The sequence below is a fragment of the Paenibacillus timonensis genome (assembly GCF_022427145.1).
GTDB lineage: Bacteria > Bacillota > Bacilli > Paenibacillales > Paenibacillaceae > Fontibacillus > Fontibacillus timonensis.
Map to the genome: position 1 here is coordinate 1 of NZ_JAKSXN010000085.1, position 18,565 is coordinate 18,565.

The following is an 18,565-nucleotide window of genomic DNA, read 5'->3' on the forward strand; positions in this document are numbered from 1 at the left end:
AATCCTCTGGCGGGTTTTCACATGGAATGGGATGCGGGCGACCGCTGCTTTAGCCGGAGTTAACCGACTTCCACCGGGACGAGCTTGAACTCGTTCACGTCGGCTAGGCCCCGGTTGGTAATGCGCAGCTCGGGAATGACCGGCAGGGCGATCAGCGAAAACGTCATGAACGGCGCGTTCAGTTGGCAGCCGAGTTGTTTCCAGGCGGCCTCGAGCCCTTTCACCTGGGCGACGACCGTCTCGAGCGGCTGATCGGACATCAGGCCAGCGATGACCATCGGCACGGCAGCCAGCACCTGGCCGTCCAGAACGGCGATCATGCCGCCACCCAGCTTTGCCAGCTCGTTTGCGGCGAATGCCATGTCCTCGGGATTCGTGCCCATGACGAGCAGGTTGTGGCTGTCATGCGCAACGGTGGAAGCCACGGCCCCTTGCTTCAGGCCGAACCCCCGCGCGAAGGCGAGAGACAACTCGCCGGAACCGCGGTGGCGGTCGATGCAGGCCAGCGTGGCGATGTCCTGCCCGGCAGCCGGACGCACGACTCCATCCCCGTCAACCGGAACGGTTGCCGTCCCCTTCGTCGTGCGGGCGCTATTCTCGATCACGTCGATGACGTGGATCGTCGTTTCCGCTTTGCCGCTGGCGCTGCTGCGGTAGAGGAAATCCTCGGCGGTCAGCGGACGCGCCAATTTCACCGAGGCGCGCGCCCGCGCCGGATACGGGTACGCCGGGAACGGGACACGGAGCTGCCCGTCGTCGTAGGCGACCTTGCCGTCGGTGATGACGGTCGACGGCTCCATTCGCCGCAGGTCGCCGATCAGCAGCAGGTCCGCGCATTTGCCCGGCGCGATGCCGCCCAAGTCGCCGTCGACCTTGAAGTACCGCGCCGTGTTAATGGTTCCCATCTGAATCGCGGTAACCGGGTCGACGCCTTCCTCGATGGCCCGGCGCACGACATGGTTCATGTGGCCCTGCTCGATCAGCGTTTGCGGATATACGTCATCGGTGACCAGAAGGATGTTCGAAGGGTTAACCCGATCTTCGGTGACCACCTTGATCACTTCCTTGACGTCATGCCATGCGGAGCCTTCGCGAATCATCAGGTGCATGCCGATGCGCAGCTTCGCCAGCCCTTGCTCGCGGGTTACCGTCTCGTGGCAGGAGGTCACGCCCGAGGCCGCGTACGCCTGCAGCATGCGCTCGTCATCACTCGGAAAATGCCCGGTTACGGTTTTGCCTGCTTCCATCGTCGCTTGAATCTCGCCGAGCATTTTGGGATCTCCGTATACGACGCCGGGGAAATTCATCACTTCGCCCAGTCCCTCGACGCCGTCCCAGGTCATCCCTTCGGCAATATCACCGGTGTCCAGCGACGCTCCGGCATCCTCCAAATGATCGGTGGCCGGTACGCAGGAAGGGAACGTGGTGTAGACCTTAAGCGGCAGGCCTTGGCCTTCCTCGTGCATCCAGCGCACGCCCTCCGCGCCGAACACGTTGGCGATTTCGTGCGGATCCATAAAGATGCCGGTTGTTCCTTTGGACAGTGCAGCTTTGGCGAACTCGGACACCGACAGCATGGTGCTCTCGACGTGCATGTGCCCGTCCAGGAGCCCGGGAACGATATGCTGTCCTGTTGCATCGATAACGACGGTGTCCTCGCCGATCGTGTGCGCCGCATCTCCCACGAAGGCGATTCGCCCTGCGGCAACGGCGACGTCCGTCTGCGGCTGCAGCTCTCCGGTGTAGACGTTGACCAAGGTCCCGCCTTTGACGACCAGGTCGGCTTTGACTTTGCCCATGGCGACATCCGCCAATGTGCGGCTTACTTCATACAGCTTCTTCCTTGCAGTTTGCTTCATCTCCCGATTCGCTCCTTTAATGAGGTAGTTCATAAGTCCATCGATCCATCCAACCAAGCCAAGTCACGTCAAGCAATGCAAAATTCATGCCAAGTCACCAAGCCGACCCTGCTCTAACGCTTGCCAAGGAGCTTAAGTGGGCCCAAATCGCTGTTCGGGAAGTCTAACGCTTGCCACAGAGCTTATTGTCCAATTTACAGCCGAAAATAGTTACTTTTGTTGAAAATAGCGTTTCTCAGCGTCGTTAGAGTTCAGATACCGCCAAAAATGCGGACTTAGCGCTTCTCATCAGCGTTAGAGCAGGCGGGGCTGGCTTCAGGTCCTCCGGGGCGATGGCCTGGAGTTTCCTCGCTCGTGTAGCGGCCCCCCAGCGGTGGCCAGGCACCTCCAGGATCAACCACCGGCTTCGACGGTACCGGACACCAGCAACTCCCCGCTCCCGGCGACTCCATACCGGCGGTGACGAAACCTGGTTATTTTTAAAAATAAATATAACAAGAAAGGCCGCCCTTCGAACAGAACTTTCTGTTCAAAGCGCAGCCTTCCGTTTCAAGCCTTAAGCTGTGGGCGTTGGATTCACTTTCTCGATCACTTGGTCGACCAAGCCGTATTCCTTCGCTTCCGCCGCGCTCATGAAGTAGTCGCGGTCGGTGTCTTTCTCGATCCGGTCCAGCGGTTGGCCGGTCCGTTCGGCGAGGATTTGGTTCAGTTTGTCGCGCATTTTGAGAATGCGGCGGGCGCGGATTTCGATGTCCGTCGCTTGGCCTTCGGCACCGCCGAGCGGCTGATGGATCATGATTTCGCTGTTCGGCAGCGCATAACGTTTCCCCGGCGCGCCTGCGTTCAGCAGGAAGGCGCCCATCGAAGCGGCGAGCCCGACGCAAATCGTGGAGACGTCCGCTTTGATGAACTGCATCGTATCATAAATCGCCATGCCGGCCGTAATGGAACCGCCAGGGCTGTTAATGTAAAGGGAGATGTCCTTCGTTGGATCTTCCGCGTCCAGAAACAGCATCTGGGCAATGATGGAGTTGGCGACGACGTCATTCACCTGAGAGCCCAAGAAGATGATCCGGTCCTTGAGCAGACGGGAATAAATGTCATAAGCGCGTTCGCCGCGGTTGCTTTGTTCAACGACCATAGGAATATAACTCACCGATAAAACCTCCTTAAATTTAGGGCGTTCGTGAGGAACGGCCCATCAAATGGAATGGCTTGGGTAATCGTCTCCATCAATCTAAGAATTGACGGAAACCAAGAAGATTAATCCCATCATAAACAATTTATTCGAGAAAGTCAAAGAAAGTCAAACTCAGGGGAATAAAAAAAGTCCAAAAGACGTAAGTCAGGACTTTGTTAGCGGATATCAAATATGTAATGGCGCGCCCGCGAGGAATCGAACCTCGATCTCAGGCTCCGGAGGCCTACGTCATATCCATTGGACCACGGGCGCAAATTTAGCGAACAAAAATTATTATATGACATTTTAAATAAAAACGCAAGGCTTAATATTTAAAGGGGTTCTCAGGGGACCGCAATGTGGGCTATTCTTCAGAGAGGAGCGAAATTTTTTATGTGAACCCAAAAATAAGGATTGTCATGAAAGCGTTTCTATGATAACTTGATGAATATATAAAAACGTTTTTATAGATAGGGTGTATCGAGAGATGGGGAAAGTCACCATTAAGGATGTAGCCAAAGCGGCGGGCGTTTCGATCTCCACGGTTTCCAACGCGTTAAACGACGTGGACGTACTAAACCCGGAGACCAAATCCCACGTGTTGAAGGTTGCCAAGCAACTGAATTATGTACCGAATTTGAACGGGAAGCAGCTGAAGTCGAAGAAGACGAATATGCTTGGTTTTTTCACGACCAGCGTGTCCGGGCCTTATTTCTACATTTTGGTTGAGTCGATGGCACGCGAGAGCGAACGATTGGGATACGGTTTGCACGTGATGGTTACTGCCGATAAACAAACCATTCTCAGCAACATCATGGGCCGGCGGGTGGATGGGGTCATCATCTACGAGGAACTTCGGATCGACGACCAGGATATCGCGATGATGGAGAAAGACAAGATCAAGGCGGTATTTCTCGACCGGGTCATTCAGAAGGAAACGATGGGAACGGTCATTTTCAATTCTTATGCATCCGCTTACGAGGCCACGAAATACCTGATTAGCTTAGGCCATAAGCGAATCGCCTACCTCTCCGGCGTGGACACGATGTACGACAGCGTGCAGCGGAAGGAAGGGTACCTTGCGGCCTTGCGGGAACATCAGCTGCCGGTGGACGAGGATTTCATCTTGCAGGGGTATTTTGAGGAAGAAAGCACCTATAACGCGGTTCGGGCTTTTGTTCACAAGCATCCGGGCAAGGTGCCGGACGCGATTCTTGCGGGCAACGATTTAAGCGCGATCGGGTGTATCAAGGCATTGCGCACTTATGGCCTAGAGGTCCCTAGAGACATCAGCGTCGTAGGTTTTGACGATATCGATATTGCCCAGTATTTCACGCCGCCTCTGACTACGGTACGGAACCAAATCGCGAGGCAAGGGATCTTGGCCGTTAATCATTTGGTGAACATGATCAAGAAACAGGAACAGGGGAAAGTGCAGAAGCTGGACGGAGAACTGATCGTGCGAGGCTCCAGCCATGTCCGCTTAAGCTGAGATTTTTAGCCCAAGCCAAGATTGTAAGCGGTTTATGCTAGGGGTCTTTTCGACGAAAATAAAAACGTTTTTATCCCTCTGGGATGAAGAGAGGAGCGCAAAAATGGCGAAGTCAGCTGCGGCAGCCAAGAAACCGATGGGATTAAGAATGAAGCAATTCTTTATCGACTTCGGCAGGCAGTGGGAAATCCAATCGATGATCTGGCCGGGAATCATTTTTATGATCATTTTTTGCTACGTGCCCATTTACGGGTTAACCATCGCTTTTAAGAACTACACGGTCATCGACACGTTAAGCTCCGCCCCGTGGGTGGGTCTGGATAATTTCAAGATTATCGCAAGCGACAAATACTTCTGGGATTCCGTGGTGAACACGCTGGGGATCAGCTTCCTGAAGCTGGCCATCGGTTTCGTCATTCCGATTATCCTGGCGATCATGATCTACGAACTCAGCATGGGCCGGTTCAAAAAAATCGTGCAGACCATCTCTTATCTGCCGCACTTCTTGTCCTGGATCGTACTCGGCGGGATGCTGATCACCTGGTTCTCGACGACCGGCATGTTCAATCAACTGCTGCTTGACTTGGGGCTGATCTCGAAGGCCCAGAACATCATGCTCGATCCGGGCAAATACTGGTGGATCGCCGTTTTGTCCGATGTCTGGAAAGAGGCGGGCTGGGGGACGATCCTATATCTCGCCATCATGGCCAAGATCGATCCGACCTATTACGAGGCGGCCAAGATCGATGGGGCGAGCCGGCTCCGGCAGATTTGGAACATCACTTTACCGAACATGAAGATGATTATCAGCTTGAACCTGATCCTGACCGTAAGCGGCCTGCTGGGTTCCAACCTGGACCAGACCTTGGTGCTGATGAACTCCCAGAACCGGGAAAAAGCCGAGGTCATCAACTCTTACGTGTACCGGATGGGGATGACGCAGGGAGACTTCTCCTACGCGACCGCCGTCGGGCTCGGCGTCTCGATCGTATCGGTCATTCTGTTGGTGGTTGCCAATAAGGTGACCAGCAAACTCAACGATAATCAATCTGTCCTGTAAGGAAGGAGCAGCAGCCATGAATCGAAAGGCGGTCAAACAGGATCTCGACAGCAGAATTTTTGATACGGTCAACGTCACGGTCCTGATTTTATTTACGATCCTTATTGTCATTCCGCTCTGGAACGTTATCGTTTCTTCCTTCAGTTCGGGGCGGTCGCTTGCGGAAGGCGGCTTCGTCTTCTGGCCCAAGGAATTTTCCCTGGAGAACTACCAGGCGGTGTTCCGGGACGATACGATTTGGCAGTCGTTCCTGATCTCGGTCCTCAAGACGGTCATCGGCGTGGTCACCCACGTATTCTTCTGCGCGATGATCGGCTACGGCCTCAGCAAGAGCAACGTGCGCGGGCGCAAGTTGTACGTGACGATGGGCGTCATCACGATGTTCTTCTCCGGCGGCATGATACCGACTTACTTGCTCATTAAATCGCTGGGCCTGCTCAACAGCTTCTGGGTCTATATCATTCCGGCCTTGTTCAGCTATTACGACGTCGTGATTCTGATGAATTTCTTCCGAAACGTGCCGGATTCCCTGGAGGAGTCAGCCAAGATCGACGGTGCCGGCGACTGGAGAATCTTCCTGAAGATCTTTATCCCGTTGTCGATGCCGGCCATGGCAACCATCGCTTTGTTCAACGGCGTGAATCAGTGGAACGACTTCATGACGACGAAGCTCTACATCACGGATCAATACCTGTATCCGCTGCAAATGAAGCTGTACGAAATCATCGTTCAATCCCAGACCCAATCGATGCAGAACGTCGCGGGTTCCGTCGTGATTGAAACGACAACCAAGGGAGTTCAACTCGCAACAATTGTGATTACGACTTTGCCGATTGTTGTGATTTATCCATTATTACAAAGATACTTCATCTCGGGCATGATGCTGGGGGCGGTGAAGGAGTAACGAATCAGCAACGAAGAATTTAGGCCTGTTAACGCGTGTTGAACTAGTTGTGCTTACAAAAAAGGGAGGGTACACGAATGTTAAAGTTGAACAAGAGTCTTGCAAAAAAAGGGATGACGGCTTGCGCCGCCCTGTTGACCGCTGCGCTGGTCGTTACGGGTTGCGGCGGCTCCGGCGGCGGCTCGAAAGCCGCGAAAGGGGACGTCTCCCTGGAGAATCGTTATGCCCTGGACGCCAATACGCCGGCATGGAAGCTGGATAAGAAAGAAGAGCCAACCCAGCTGACCTGGTACGTCAACGCCGATTGGTGGAATACCGACTTCGGCAATGACGTGGTCACGAAGAAAATCAAAGAAGACCTGAATATCGACATCAAATTTGTTACCGGGGACGACACGAAGCTTAACACCTTTTTTGCGGGCAGCGACATGCCGGACTTGATCACGGTGTTCGATTCGAACTCGGCCGTCGTGCAGAAGGCTTCTTCCTGGGCTTTGCCGCTGAACGAGCTGGCGGAGAAATACGACCCTTATTTCAACAAAGTAGCTGCGCAAGATACGCTCAACTGGTTTAAGCAAGCCGACGGCAACACGTACGGATACCCGAACTACTCCAACACGCAGGCCGATTATGACAGCGGTAACATTCCAGCCAAAACCGCCTTCGTGATCCGTAAGGACGTTTATGAAGCCCTTGGCAAACCAAGCATCGGGACGCCGGAGGAATTCAAAAGCGTCATGCAGCAAATCAAAACGCAATTCCCGGATCTGATTCCTTTCGGATTTAACTCGATCGGCGAAGGTACGGGATCCTTGGGCGATGTGTTCCAGGACTTCCTTGGGGTGCCGCTGGAAACCGATAACGGCGAATTCTACAACCGGAATCTCGATGAAGATTACCTGACCTGGCTCAAGACGTTGAATCAAGTGCACCAGGCCGGCAATATCAGCGACGACAGCTTTGCCGATGACGGCCCGGCTTTTGAAGAGAAGGTGAAGTCCGGCAAATACGCCACGATGCTCCTTGACGGGACTCCGCAGCAAGGCGGCAACCTGCAAATTTTCGCAAACGCGCATCCGGACCAAGCTTATCTGGCGATCGACGGACCGCAAAGCACGGCGGGCAACACGCCAAAACTGAACCAATCCGGCATCACCGGCTGGATGATCAGCTTCATTACGAAACAATGCAAGGATCCGGCGAAGGCAATCCAAGTCTTCACATACCTGTTGGACGAAGAAGGCCAAATGCTGATGAACTACGGGATCGAAGGCGAAACATACACGAAAAATGCGGACGGAACGGTTCAATTCACGCCGGAAGTCAAAGAGCTGCAACAAACCGATGCCGATAAATTCAAGAAAGAATACCGGATGGGCGAATTCATGTTCTTCGGCCACGACCGTCACAAAGCGCTGAGCGCCGATGCTTTCCCAGAGTCCATTAAGCAAATGCAAGAGTGGGGCAAGGGCAAACTGGTTCCTCACTTCATCCTTGAAAACATCAACCCGGATGCGGGATCTCCGGAGGCTCGCTCCTTGACGGCGATCAACACGACTTGGAACACGACGATGGTCAGCCTGATCCGCGCCAAGAACGACGGGGAGTTCGACAGCACGCTGAACGGCTATAAGAAATTCCTTGAGGATAACGGTTGGGATAAAATCGTGCAAATTCGCACGGAGAAAATGAAAGCCAATAAAGAAAAGCTCGGCATCAAGTAAACCGGGCCATCTATAGATATGGAGGGAACATCATGCGCGAGCTTGAACTTTATTATTCCTCTGGAGAATCCGATCTCTTCGTCCGCAAAACGGAAGAGCAGCTGCAACCGCAGGACTCGGAAGCCTTGGATGCCGTGGTCCGTTTGGATGAAACCGTGAGCTATCAGGCGATGGACGGATTTGGAGCTTCTTTTACCGATTCGGCCGCCTATTTGATCCACCAGGTGCTTAGCGAAGAGCAACGTTCGTCCTTAATGAAAAATTTATTTGGCTCGGAAGAGGGGATTGGCTTATCCGTGCTTCGAAACCCGATGGGGGCCTCGGACTATGCCCGGTTCATCTACAGCTACGACGACTTGCCCGAGGGCGAGACCGATCCGGAAATGCAGCGGTTCTCGATCCGCCATGACGAAGCCGACGTCATTCCGCTCCTAAAAGAAGCGCTGGCGTTAAATCCGTCCATCAAGCTGTTCGGCTCCCCCTGGAGTGCGCCGGGCTGGATGAAGACGAGCGGTTCGATGATCGGCGGGGAGCTGAAGAAGGAGTATTACGAAGCGTACGCCAACTATTTCGTCCGTTATGTGGAATCCTACGCCGAGCATGGCTTATCCATTTATGCGGTGACGCCGCAGAACGAGCCGCTTTATGTGCCGGGACATTACCCGGGGATGCTGATGACGGCCGAGATGCAGACCGATTTCGTGAAGAACTATCTGAAACCGGCTTTTGCGAAGCGCGGCTTGTCCACGAAGATCCTGGCGTATGACCATAACTGGGATCGTCCCGATTATCCGTTGGGCGTGCTGAAGGAAGCGGCCGAAGCGGTCGACGGCGTAGCCTGGCACTGGTATGGCGGGGAAGCGTCGGCGCAAAGCCAAGTGAAGGAGGCCTTCCCGGGCAAGGAAGTTCATTTCACCGAAGGCTCCGGCGGAGAATGGATTCCGGCATTCGAACCGGCTTTCTCCAACGTCATGCGGACGGGGATCGAGATTTTGCGGAATCACAGCCAATCGCTGGTGCTCTGGAATATGGCGCTCGATGAGCAGAACGGGCCGACCGTCCCGGGCTTTGGCCGCAGCACGTGCCGCGGGATCGTGACGGTAAACCAGCAGACCCGCGAGCTCGAGTATACGCTGGATTACTACGCTCTGGCCCATTTCAGCGTCGTGATTCGTCCGCAGGCGGTACGGATCGCCGCCGAAGCCGATGCGGCAGCGATTCGCTCCGTGGCGTTCCGGAATACGGACGATTCGATTGCGGTCGTTTTGTTTAATGATGGGGGAGAAGCGAGAACTGTCGCGTTGGAGCTGAGAGGGACGGAAGGAACCCGGTTCCGGCTCGGAGCCAAGAGCGCGTTGTCCCTCCGTATCCCTAGAGCCTAAGTCCTGCTTGCGCGGGAAAATAGATAAAGAAGAAGCACGCTCCTTTTGCGAGAGTAGACGAATGTTTGGCGTCTATATCAGCGGAAGGGGCGTTTTTTTACGGCAGGCCAAGGTGCGCCACGAGGCTTCATGTATAAGTAAAATGACAAAAGTAAATGATACGGACGTCAGGCTTGCAACAGAACTAAATATTGGTTAAAATATCAGTGGGACTTAAAAAGTTAACCCGGGACATTTTAAGGCCAAGGAGATGGAGAGAGAAGACGAAGCTTGCAGGAGTGGAAAGCATGCGAAACATAATAGAGATTCAAAAGCAGCTTCTTCCTGATCTCATGGACATTCTCAAGAAAAGGTACACTATACTTCACCAGATCATGATGTCTGATGTCATTGGCCGCAGAACCCTGGCGAATTCGCTGGACATGACGGAGCGTGTGTTGCGTGCCGAAACGGATCTCATGAAGGCTCAAGGCCTGATAGAAATCGAGAATATAGGCATGAGGATCAGCGACGCAGGACGGCGATTGCTTGAGGATTTGGAGCCGATGATGCTAGAGTTGTTCGGACTCTCCAATTTGGAGGAAACGATCCGTCAGCATTATGGGCTGCGTAAAGTGGTGGTTGTACCAGGAGACTGCGAAACCTCGCCGCTCGTGAAGCGGGAGCTGGGGCGTGCAGGAGCCAAGGCGCTGCTTGGCGCCATGCGCGGGGATGATGTGGTCGCGGTGACCGGCGGCACAACGCTGGCGGAAGTCGCGGATCAGCTGAATCCACCGCCAAACGTCATGATGAAGCAAAGCTGGTTCGTACCGGCGCGCGGAGGTCTTGGCGAAAGCTTGGAAATCCAGGCGAATACGATCGCTTCCGGCATGGCGAAGCGGGTTGGAGCAGGTTATCGCCTGCTGCACGTACCCGATCTGCTGGGGAAGGAAGCTTACGAGTCGCTGGTTCATGATCCGAACATTCAAGATATCGTGAACATGATCCGCCAGGCGCGTATCGTGGTGCACGGGATCGGAGACGCTATGGAGATGGCGCGGCGCCGTAAGCTGGAGCCGGGCATGGCCGAGGAAATCCGAAAGGAAGGCGCGCTCGCGGAATCATTTGGATATTACTTTAATGAAGACGGCGTCGTCGTGCACAAAATGCTGACCTTAGGATTGCGTCTCGAAGACATCAAGCGAACGGAGACCGTGATCGGAATCGCGGGAGGCAAGAGCAAAGCGAAAGCGATCCATGCCGTACTGCGGTTCGGCCATGAGGATATTCTGGTGACCGACGAGGCGGCGGCAGAAGAGATCGTGAGCGAGATCATCAAGAGATCCGGGAAATAAATCGGTTTACTCATGACGGGTTTTATCGGGCCTGTCTTGAATAATAAAAAAATCAAACACTGGGAGGAACTATTCAATGAGTGTAAAAGTAGGGATTAACGGTTTTGGACGTATTGGACGCCTGGCTTTCCGCCGCATTCAAAACGTGGAAGGCATCGAAGTCGTAGCGATCAATGACCTGACAGACGCTAAAATGTTGGCTCATTTGTTGAAATATGATACAACGCAAGGCCGCTTCGACGGTGACGTTGAAGTGCATGACGGTTTCTTCAAAGTAAACGGCAAAGAAGTTAAAGTTCTGGCTAATCGCAACCCTGAAGAACTGCCTTGGGGCGAGCTTGGCGTTGACATCGTTCTGGAGTGCACTGGCTTCTTCACGACGAAAGAAAAAGCCGAGCTTCACTTGAAAGGCGGCGCGAAGAAAGTCGTTATCTCCGCTCCGGCTACCGGCGACATGAAAACCGTTGTTTACAACGTAAACCATGAAATCCTTGACGGTTCGGAAACGGTAATCTCCGGCGCATCTTGCACAACGAACTGCTTGGCTCCTATGGCTAAAGCACTGAATGACAAATTCGGCATCGTAGAAGGCTTGATGACGACGATCCACGCTTATACCGGCGACCAAAACACGCTGGATGCTCCGCATGCAAAAGCTGACTTCCGTCGTGCTCGCGCAGCTGCAGCTAACATCGTTCCTAACACTACGGGCGCTGCTAAAGCGATCGGCCTGGTTATCCCTGAATTGAAAGGCAAACTGGACGGCGCAGCTCAACGCGTGCCTGTACCAACTGGTTCCCTGACTGAGCTTGTAACCGTTCTGGAGAAAACCGTAACGGTTGACGAAGTGAACGCTGCAATGAAAGCCGCTTCCGATCCAGAAACCTTCGGTTACACGGAAGACGAAATCGTATCTTCCGATATCGTGGGCATCACTTACGGTTCCCTGTTCGACGCAACCCAAACGAAAGTCATGACGGTTGGCGACAAACAACTCGTAAAAACCGTTTCCTGGTACGATAACGAAATGTCCTACACGGCTCAATTGGTTCGTACGCTGGAATACTTCGCGAAGAAAGTAAAATAATCGAGTAACCCAAATTAGCGATTCATCCCAAAGAGGAGCAACCTATTCAGGACTCCTCTTTGGTTCTTGCATGAAATACGGCATTCACACACACACACCGTTTTTTATAAATAGAGATGAGTTACAAGGCGTCTTAGGAGAGAAATCAGAATCAAAGCCGTAATGCGCATTTTCCAGGCCTGGAGAACCCCCGCGCATACCTTTAGGAGGAACGTGGAGATGAACAAGAAAAGTGTACGTGATGTGGAAGTAACCGGCAAACGCGTGTTTGTCCGCGTAGATTTTAATGTACCGATGCAAGACGGTAAAATTACCGACGACACCCGGATTCGCGAAACGCTGCCGACGATCAAGTATCTGATCGAAAATGGCGCGAAGGTGATCCTTGCGAGCCACCTGGGCCGTCCGAAAGGCCAAGTCAACGAAGATATGCGTCTGACGCTGCCGGCGAAACGCCTGGGCGAACTGCTCGGCAAAGAAGTAGCCAAAGCCGACGAAGCTGTAGGCGAAGCCGTTAAAGCCAAAGTGAATGCCTTGAACAACGGCGACGTACTGGTGCTGGAAAACGTACGTTTCTACCCGGGCGAAGAGAAAAACGATCCTGAACTCGCGAAGCAATTTGCCGAGCTGGCTGACCTGTTCGTGAACGACGCGTTTGGCGCAGCGCACCGCGCACACGCTTCGACCGAAGGCATCGCTCATCACCTGCCAGCCGTATCCGGCTTGCTGATGGAGAAAGAATTGTCCGTACTCGGCAAAGCGCTGTCGAATCCGGATCGTCCTTTCACCGCCATTATCGGCGGGTCGAAGGTTAAAGACAAAATCGACGTCATCGACAACCTGCTGAACATCGCGGACAATGTCTTGATCGGCGGCGGCTTGGCTTACACCTTCTTCAAAGCCCAAGGTTACGAAATCGGCAAATCGCTGCTGGATGAAACCAAACTCGACGCTTCCCTTGGCTTCATCGAGAAAGCGAAGAAACTGGGCAAGAACTTCGTCCTTCCGGTTGACTGCATCGTTGCTGATGATTTCAGCGCAATGGCTAACCATAAAGCGGTGGATATCGACAGCATTCCTGCAGATTGGGAAGGCGTGGACATCGGGCCGAAAACTCGTGCGATTTATGCCGATATCATCAAAAATTCCAAGCTGGTTGTTTGGAACGGACCGATGGGCGTATTCGAAATCGATATTTTCGCGAACGGGACCAAAGAAGTGGCTGAAGCTTGCGCAACGACGGAAGGCTACACCATCATCGGTGGCGGCGATTCCGCAGCGGCAGCCGAGAAATTCAACCTGGCTTCGCAAATGGACCACATCTCCACGGGCGGCGGCGCTTCCCTGGAATTCATGGAAGGCAAGGCGCTTCCAGGCGTTGTGGCTTTGAACGACAAGTAAGTAAAAGTAGCTAGATGAAGGTTCAAAAAACTTCATGATCAATGTCCGTTTTTTGAACTACCTCATTAGGATCAAGGTTTTTGAATTACCTCTATGGAGAAGTGAAGGAGTGGGCTCTGTGAGAACACCTATTATTGCAGGGAACTGGAAAATGTTCAAAACCGTTTCCGAAGCCAAAGCCTTCTTCGAAGCCGTAAAAGGAAAAGCGGAGGTTGCCGGCGTAGAGAGCGTGATTTGCGCGCCGTTCACCAACCTTCCGGCTTTGGTAGAAGCTGCGAAAGGCACGTCGATCAAAATCGGCGCGCAAAACATGCATTTTGAAGACGAAGGAGCCTTCACCGGAGAAATCAGCGGTCGCATGCTGAAAGAGCTTGGCGTGGATTACGTGATCATCGGCCATTCCGAGCGCCGGGCGTATTTCGGCGAAACCGACGAAATCGTGAACAAGAAGATCCTGGCTGCCTTCAAACACGGTTTGACCCCAATCCCTTGCGTCGGCGAGAAGCTCGAAGAGCGCGAAGCCGGCCAAACCAAAGAAGTCGTGAAGGTTCAAACCGAAGCGGCTTTGAAAGGATTAACAGCGGAGCAAGCGGCGCAAGTCGTGATTGCTTACGAACCGATCTGGGCGATTGGAACAGGCAAATCCTCCACGTCGCAAGACGCGAACGAAGTGATTTCCTATATCCGCAGCCTGGTTAAAGGCCTTTACGGTGACGACGTAGCCGCGAAGATCCGTATCCAATACGGCGGCAGCGTGAAACCGGAGAAGGTGAAGGAGTACATGGGACAAAGCGACATCGACGGCGCGCTCGTCGGCGGTGCCAGCCTGCAGCCGGACTCTTACATCCAGCTCGTTGAGGGGGCGAAATAAATGACGGCTCCCAAACCAGTAGCTCTGATCATCATGGACGGGTTCGGACTTCGCGATAAAGTCGAAGGCAATGCGGTTGCCCAAGCGAACAAGCCGAATTATGACCGTTATTTGAAGCAATACCCGAACACCACGCTGACAGCCAGCGGCGAAGCGGTTGGTTTGCCAGAAGGGCAAATGGGGAACTCCGAAGTCGGTCACCTGAACATCGGTGCCGGCCGGATCGTGTACCAGGATTTGACCCGGATCTCCAAATCGATTCGCGAAGGCGAATTCTTCTCGAACGAAACGCTGGTGAATGCGGTGCGCAGCGCCAAATCGAAGGGCAAGAAGCTGCATCTGTACGGCCTTCTGTCCGACGGCGGCGTGCATAGCCACATTGAGCATATGTTCGCTATGCTGGAACTGGCGAAGAAGGAAGAAATGCACGAAGTTTACGTACATGCCTTCCTCGACGGCCGCGACGTGGCTCCGGATAGCGCCAAAGGCTTCCTGGAGCGCCTGATCGCCAAGATGAACGAGCTTGGCGTCGGCAAAATCGCCACCGTGCAAGGCCGTTACTATGCGATGGACCGCGACAAACGCTGGGACCGCGTAGAGAAATCGTACCGGGCTATGGTGTATGCGGAAGGACCGCAATATACCGACCCGATTCAAGCGGTTACGGAATCGTACGAGAAATCGGTATTTGACGAATTCGTCATGCCGACCGTCATCGTCGATGGCCATGGCCAACCGATCGCGCAAGTGGAAAGCGGCGACTCCGTCGTCTTCCTGAACTTCCGCCCGGACCGTGCCATTCAGCTGTCCAACGTATTTACGAACAAGGATTTCCAAGGCTTCGACCGCGGACCGAAATTCCCGAAAGACCTGCACTTCGTCTGCTTGACCTTGTTTGCGGAGTCGGTTGACGGGTTCGTTGCGTACAAGCCGAAGAATCTCGACAATACGTTCGGCGAAGTGCTGGTCCAACAAGGCAAGAAGCAACTGCGGATCGCCGAAACGGAAAAATACCCGCACGTTACGTTCTTCTTCAGCGGCGGGCGCGACGTTGAGCTTCCGGGCGAAAAACGCGTGCTGATCGCCTCGCCGAAGGTTGCAACCTATGACCTGAAGCCGGAAATGAGCGCTTATGAAGTAGCCGAAGCGTGCGTGAAGGAAATCGAATCGGATCAACACGACGCGATTATCCTGAACTTCGCTAACCCGGATATGGTCGGGCACTCCGGCATGATGGAGCCGACGATCAAAGCGGTTGAAGTCACGGACGAGTGCGTGGGCAAGGTTGTGGACGCCGTCAAAGCCAAAGGCGGAGTTGTCGTCATTATTGCCGACCACGGGAACGCCGATATGGAGATCGACGATCAAGGCCGTCCATTTACCGCGCATACGACGAATCCGGTGCCGTTCATCGTTACCGACGAGAACGTAGTATTACGCGAAAAAGGCATTCTCGCTGACGTGGCTCCGACGCTGCTGGACCTGATGGGCCTGCCGCAGCCGGCGGAAATGACCGGCCAATCGATGATTGCCAGCCGCAAGGCGTAAGATCACTATAAAACACTTAAAGGAGATTATTCACATGACGATTATTTCTGACGTATACGCTCGCGAAGTCCTTGACTCCCGCGGGAACCCTACCGTAGAAGTTGAAGTTTATCTCGAATCCGGCGCTATGGGCCGCGCGATCGTTCCTTCCGGCGCTTCCACTGGTGCGCATGAAGCCGTAGAACTTCGCGACGACGACAAATCCCGTTACCTCGGCAAAGGCGTATTGAACGCCGTGAAGAACGTAAACGAGATCATCTCGCCTGAAGTTATTGGCATGGACGCGCTGGACCAAGTTGGCATCGACAAAATGATGATCGAACTGGACGGCACGCCAAACAAAGGCAAACTGGGCGCCAACGCAATCCTGGCCGTTTCGATGGCGGTTGCCCGTGCTGCAGCAGACGCTTTGGACCTGCCGCTGTACGCTTACCTGGGCGGATTTAACGCGAAACAGCTTCCGGTTCCGATGATGAACATCGTGAATGGCGGCGCGCATGCCGACAACAACGTAGACGTGCAAGAATTCATGATCCTGCCTGTAGGCGCACCTTCCTTCAGAGAAGCTCTTCGCACAGGCGCTGAAATCTTCCACAACCTGAAATCCGTTCTGAAAGCGAAAGGCCTGAACACGGCTGTAGGCGACGAAGGCGGTTTTGCTCCGAACTTCACTTCCAACGAAGACGCTTTGTCCTCGATCATGGAAGCTATCACGAAAGCCGGCTATACGCCAGGTAAAGACGTATTCTTGGGTATGGACGTTGCTTCCACCGAGTTCTACAAAGACGGCAAATACCACCTGGAAGGCGAAGGCAAATCCTTTACTTCCGCTGAGTTCGTTGACCTGCTCGCTTCTTGGGTAGACAAATACCCGATCATCACCATCGAAGACGGCTGCGCCGAGGACGATTGGGAAGGTTGGAAACTGCTCACCGAGAAACTCGGCAACAAAATCCAACTCGTGGGTGACGACTTGTTCGTAACCAATACGGAACGTTTGTATAAAGGGATCAAAGACGGCATCGGCAACTCGATCCTGATCAAAGTAAACCAAATCGGTACGTTGACCGAAACGTTCGACGCGATCGAAATGGCAAAACGCGCTGGCTACACTGCAGTTGTATCGCACCGTTCCGGCGAATCCGAAGACAGCACGATCGCCGATATCGCCGTGGCAACGAACGCCGGCCAAATCAAAACCGGTGCTCCTTCCCGTACGGACCGTATTGCGAAATACAACCAATTGCTTCGTATCGAAGACCAATTGGCCGACCTCGCTCAATACAACGGCTTGAAGTCCTTCTACAACCTGAAAGAACATCGTTAAGAAGGACGGCTGGATCGTACCGGCCTAACTACAGCAAGGCCCTCTGCTCGTGAGAAGCAGGGGGCCTTGTTTTATATTTGGACTCGCCAGCGGCGAGTTGACAAAAACAAGGGATCCGCATATAGTTTAGTTAAACGTTTACGTATTCGAAAAAGCTCGGTATTTCAATTGCGGAGGGTATAATGAGCGCAACAATCAAAGATGTCGCCAAGCTGGCGGGGGTATCAGTAGCGACCGTCTCCCGGGTACTGAACGATTTACCGGGTTATTCGGAAGAGACCCGGATCAGGGTGATGAATGCAGTGGCCGAGCTGAGGTATCAGCCCAATGCGATCGCGCGCGGCTTGGTTAACAAGCGGACTCAGACGATCGGGGTGTTGTTCCCAAGCGTATCGAGCGCGTTCTCCTCGGAGATCCTGCACGGGATCGAGGAAGCGGCGCAGGAACAAGGCTACAGCGTGGTGGTGTGCAATACGGCTGAGGACGGCAAGCGGACGAAGAAATATTTGCAGGTGCTGCGGGAGAAGCAGGTGGACGGCATTATTTATTCGAGCGGCGTGCTGAAAGAGGAGTATCACCAGACGCTCCAGGCCATGGCAATCCCGGTCGTCCTGGTCGCCACGAAGTCCGAGTATGCGGACATTCCTTACGTCAAGGTGGACGACCATCAGGCGGCGTACGACGCCTGCGCGTATTTGATCCGGCGGGGGCACCGCCGAATCGCCATGATCGGCGGCCCGGCCCACGACGTGATCGCCGGCGAGCCGCGCATCGCCGGTTTTCGCGCGGCCCTGGCCGATCATGGCCTGCCGCCGGACGAGGCGCCCGTGCTGGACGGGCGCTTCATCTTCGCCGGCGGCTGTGAGGCGGCGGAGGAGCTGCTGCGCCAAGCGCCGGAGGTCACGGCGGTGTTCGCCGCCGGCGATGAAATGGCGATCGGCGTCATCTCCACCGCGGCACGCTTGGGCATCGCCGTTCCGGCGCAGCTCTCCGTTATCGGCTACGACAATCTCAAGCTGGCCGAGATGTGCTACCCGCCGCTTACCACCGTCGCCCAGCCGTTGGCGGAAATGGGCCGCTTGGCTGCAGCCAAGCTGATCGCCCGGATAGAAACGGGCCAGCCGGAGGCCAGCGAGATCCTGCCGCATCAGGTGATGGAACGCGGCACGGTGAGTACGCGGGAGTAGGATGGGGAGGTAAGCCGTGAGAAGCACGCTGAAGGTCAAACTTCGGTCATCCGCACAAAAATAGCGGTATAAAATACCCTTATTTACGTCATTTCGGCGGTTGGACAGAAAATAAGGGTAATAAATACCCTTATTCCTTCCGAAATGAGGCATATTGCGGCTCGAGCGTCGAAATAAGGACAAAAAATACCGCTATTTTCGCGATAAAC

At 54.1% G+C, this 18,565-nt stretch carries 14 protein-coding genes and 1 tRNA gene; 12 read left to right on the forward strand and 3 right to left on the reverse strand.

The window, feature by feature from the left end; translation table 11 throughout:
- Window positions 1–59 precede the first annotated feature (59 nt).
- From ade to MJ257_RS22755, 3 genes are all read right to left on the reverse strand, one after another.
- Window positions 60–1,859, reverse strand: coding sequence for an adenine deaminase (ade, locus tag MJ257_RS22745; RefSeq protein ID WP_240271397.1), 1,800 nt, complete (start codon window positions 1,857–1,859; stop codon window positions 60–62).
- Window positions 1,860–2,415: 556 nt separating this feature from the next.
- The gene (clpP, locus tag MJ257_RS22750) at window positions 2,416–3,015 is read right to left on the reverse strand and encodes an ATP-dependent Clp endopeptidase proteolytic subunit ClpP (RefSeq protein WP_270406891.1); all 600 of its coding nucleotides are present in this window, start codon (window positions 3,013–3,015) and stop codon (window positions 2,416–2,418) included.
- Between the two features lie 222 nt (window positions 3,016–3,237).
- A tRNA-Arg gene (locus MJ257_RS22755) sits at window positions 3,238–3,312 on the reverse strand.
- A gap of 214 nt (window positions 3,313–3,526) precedes the next feature.
- Here MJ257_RS22755 and MJ257_RS22760 point away from each other — a divergent pair.
- From MJ257_RS22760 to MJ257_RS22815, 12 genes are all read left to right on the forward strand, one after another.
- Entirely contained in the window at window positions 3,527–4,531 is a 1,005-nt protein-coding gene (locus tag MJ257_RS22760) for a LacI family DNA-binding transcriptional regulator (RefSeq protein ID WP_178018942.1), read from the forward strand.
- A 103-nt stretch (window positions 4,532–4,634) separates the two neighbouring features.
- Window positions 4,635–5,591 (forward strand): ABC transporter permease, encoded by a 957-nt coding sequence (locus MJ257_RS22765; RefSeq protein WP_178018944.1) that lies wholly within the window; start codon window positions 4,635–4,637, stop codon window positions 5,589–5,591.
- Between the two features lie 16 nt (window positions 5,592–5,607).
- Window positions 5,608–6,495, forward strand: a complete 888-nt coding sequence (locus tag MJ257_RS22770; RefSeq protein WP_240271398.1) for a carbohydrate ABC transporter permease — start codon at window positions 5,608–5,610, stop codon at window positions 6,493–6,495.
- 77 nt (window positions 6,496–6,572) lie between these two features.
- Entirely contained in the window at window positions 6,573–8,219 is a 1,647-nt protein-coding gene (locus MJ257_RS22775) for a type 2 periplasmic-binding domain-containing protein (RefSeq protein ID WP_240271399.1), read from the forward strand.
- A 32-nt stretch (window positions 8,220–8,251) separates the two neighbouring features.
- Window positions 8,252–9,601, forward strand: coding sequence for a glycoside hydrolase family 30 protein (locus MJ257_RS22780; RefSeq protein WP_240271400.1), 1,350 nt, complete (start codon window positions 8,252–8,254; stop codon window positions 9,599–9,601).
- Window positions 9,602–9,888: 287 nt separating this feature from the next.
- A complete protein-coding gene (locus MJ257_RS22785) occupies window positions 9,889–10,935 on the forward strand; it encodes a sugar-binding transcriptional regulator (protein WP_240271401.1) in 1,047 nt (348 codons plus the stop codon).
- Between the two features lie 76 nt (window positions 10,936–11,011).
- Window positions 11,012–12,022: a type I glyceraldehyde-3-phosphate dehydrogenase gene (gene gap, locus MJ257_RS22790; protein WP_240271402.1), complete on the forward strand. Its 1,011-nt coding sequence runs from the start codon at window positions 11,012–11,014 to the stop codon at window positions 12,020–12,022.
- A gap of 219 nt (window positions 12,023–12,241) precedes the next feature.
- Window positions 12,242–13,423 (forward strand): phosphoglycerate kinase, encoded by a 1,182-nt coding sequence (locus tag MJ257_RS22795; RefSeq protein WP_240271403.1) that lies wholly within the window; start codon window positions 12,242–12,244, stop codon window positions 13,421–13,423.
- 118 nt (window positions 13,424–13,541) lie between these two features.
- Window positions 13,542–14,294 (forward strand): triose-phosphate isomerase, encoded by a 753-nt coding sequence (gene tpiA, locus MJ257_RS22800; protein ID WP_240271404.1) that lies wholly within the window; start codon window positions 13,542–13,544, stop codon window positions 14,292–14,294.
- The gene (gene gpmI / locus MJ257_RS22805; protein ID WP_240271405.1) at window positions 14,295–15,842 is read left to right on the forward strand and encodes a 2,3-bisphosphoglycerate-independent phosphoglycerate mutase; all 1,548 of its coding nucleotides are present in this window, start codon (window positions 14,295–14,297) and stop codon (window positions 15,840–15,842) included.
- Between the two features lie 34 nt (window positions 15,843–15,876).
- Complete coding sequence (eno, locus tag MJ257_RS22810) at window positions 15,877–17,169, forward strand: phosphopyruvate hydratase (RefSeq protein WP_240271406.1); 1,293 nt, start codon at window positions 15,877–15,879, stop codon at window positions 17,167–17,169.
- Between the two features lie 182 nt (window positions 17,170–17,351).
- Complete coding sequence (locus tag MJ257_RS22815; RefSeq protein ID WP_240271407.1) at window positions 17,352–18,356, forward strand: LacI family DNA-binding transcriptional regulator; 1,005 nt, start codon at window positions 17,352–17,354, stop codon at window positions 18,354–18,356.
- Window positions 18,357–18,565: the final 209 nt, after the last annotated feature.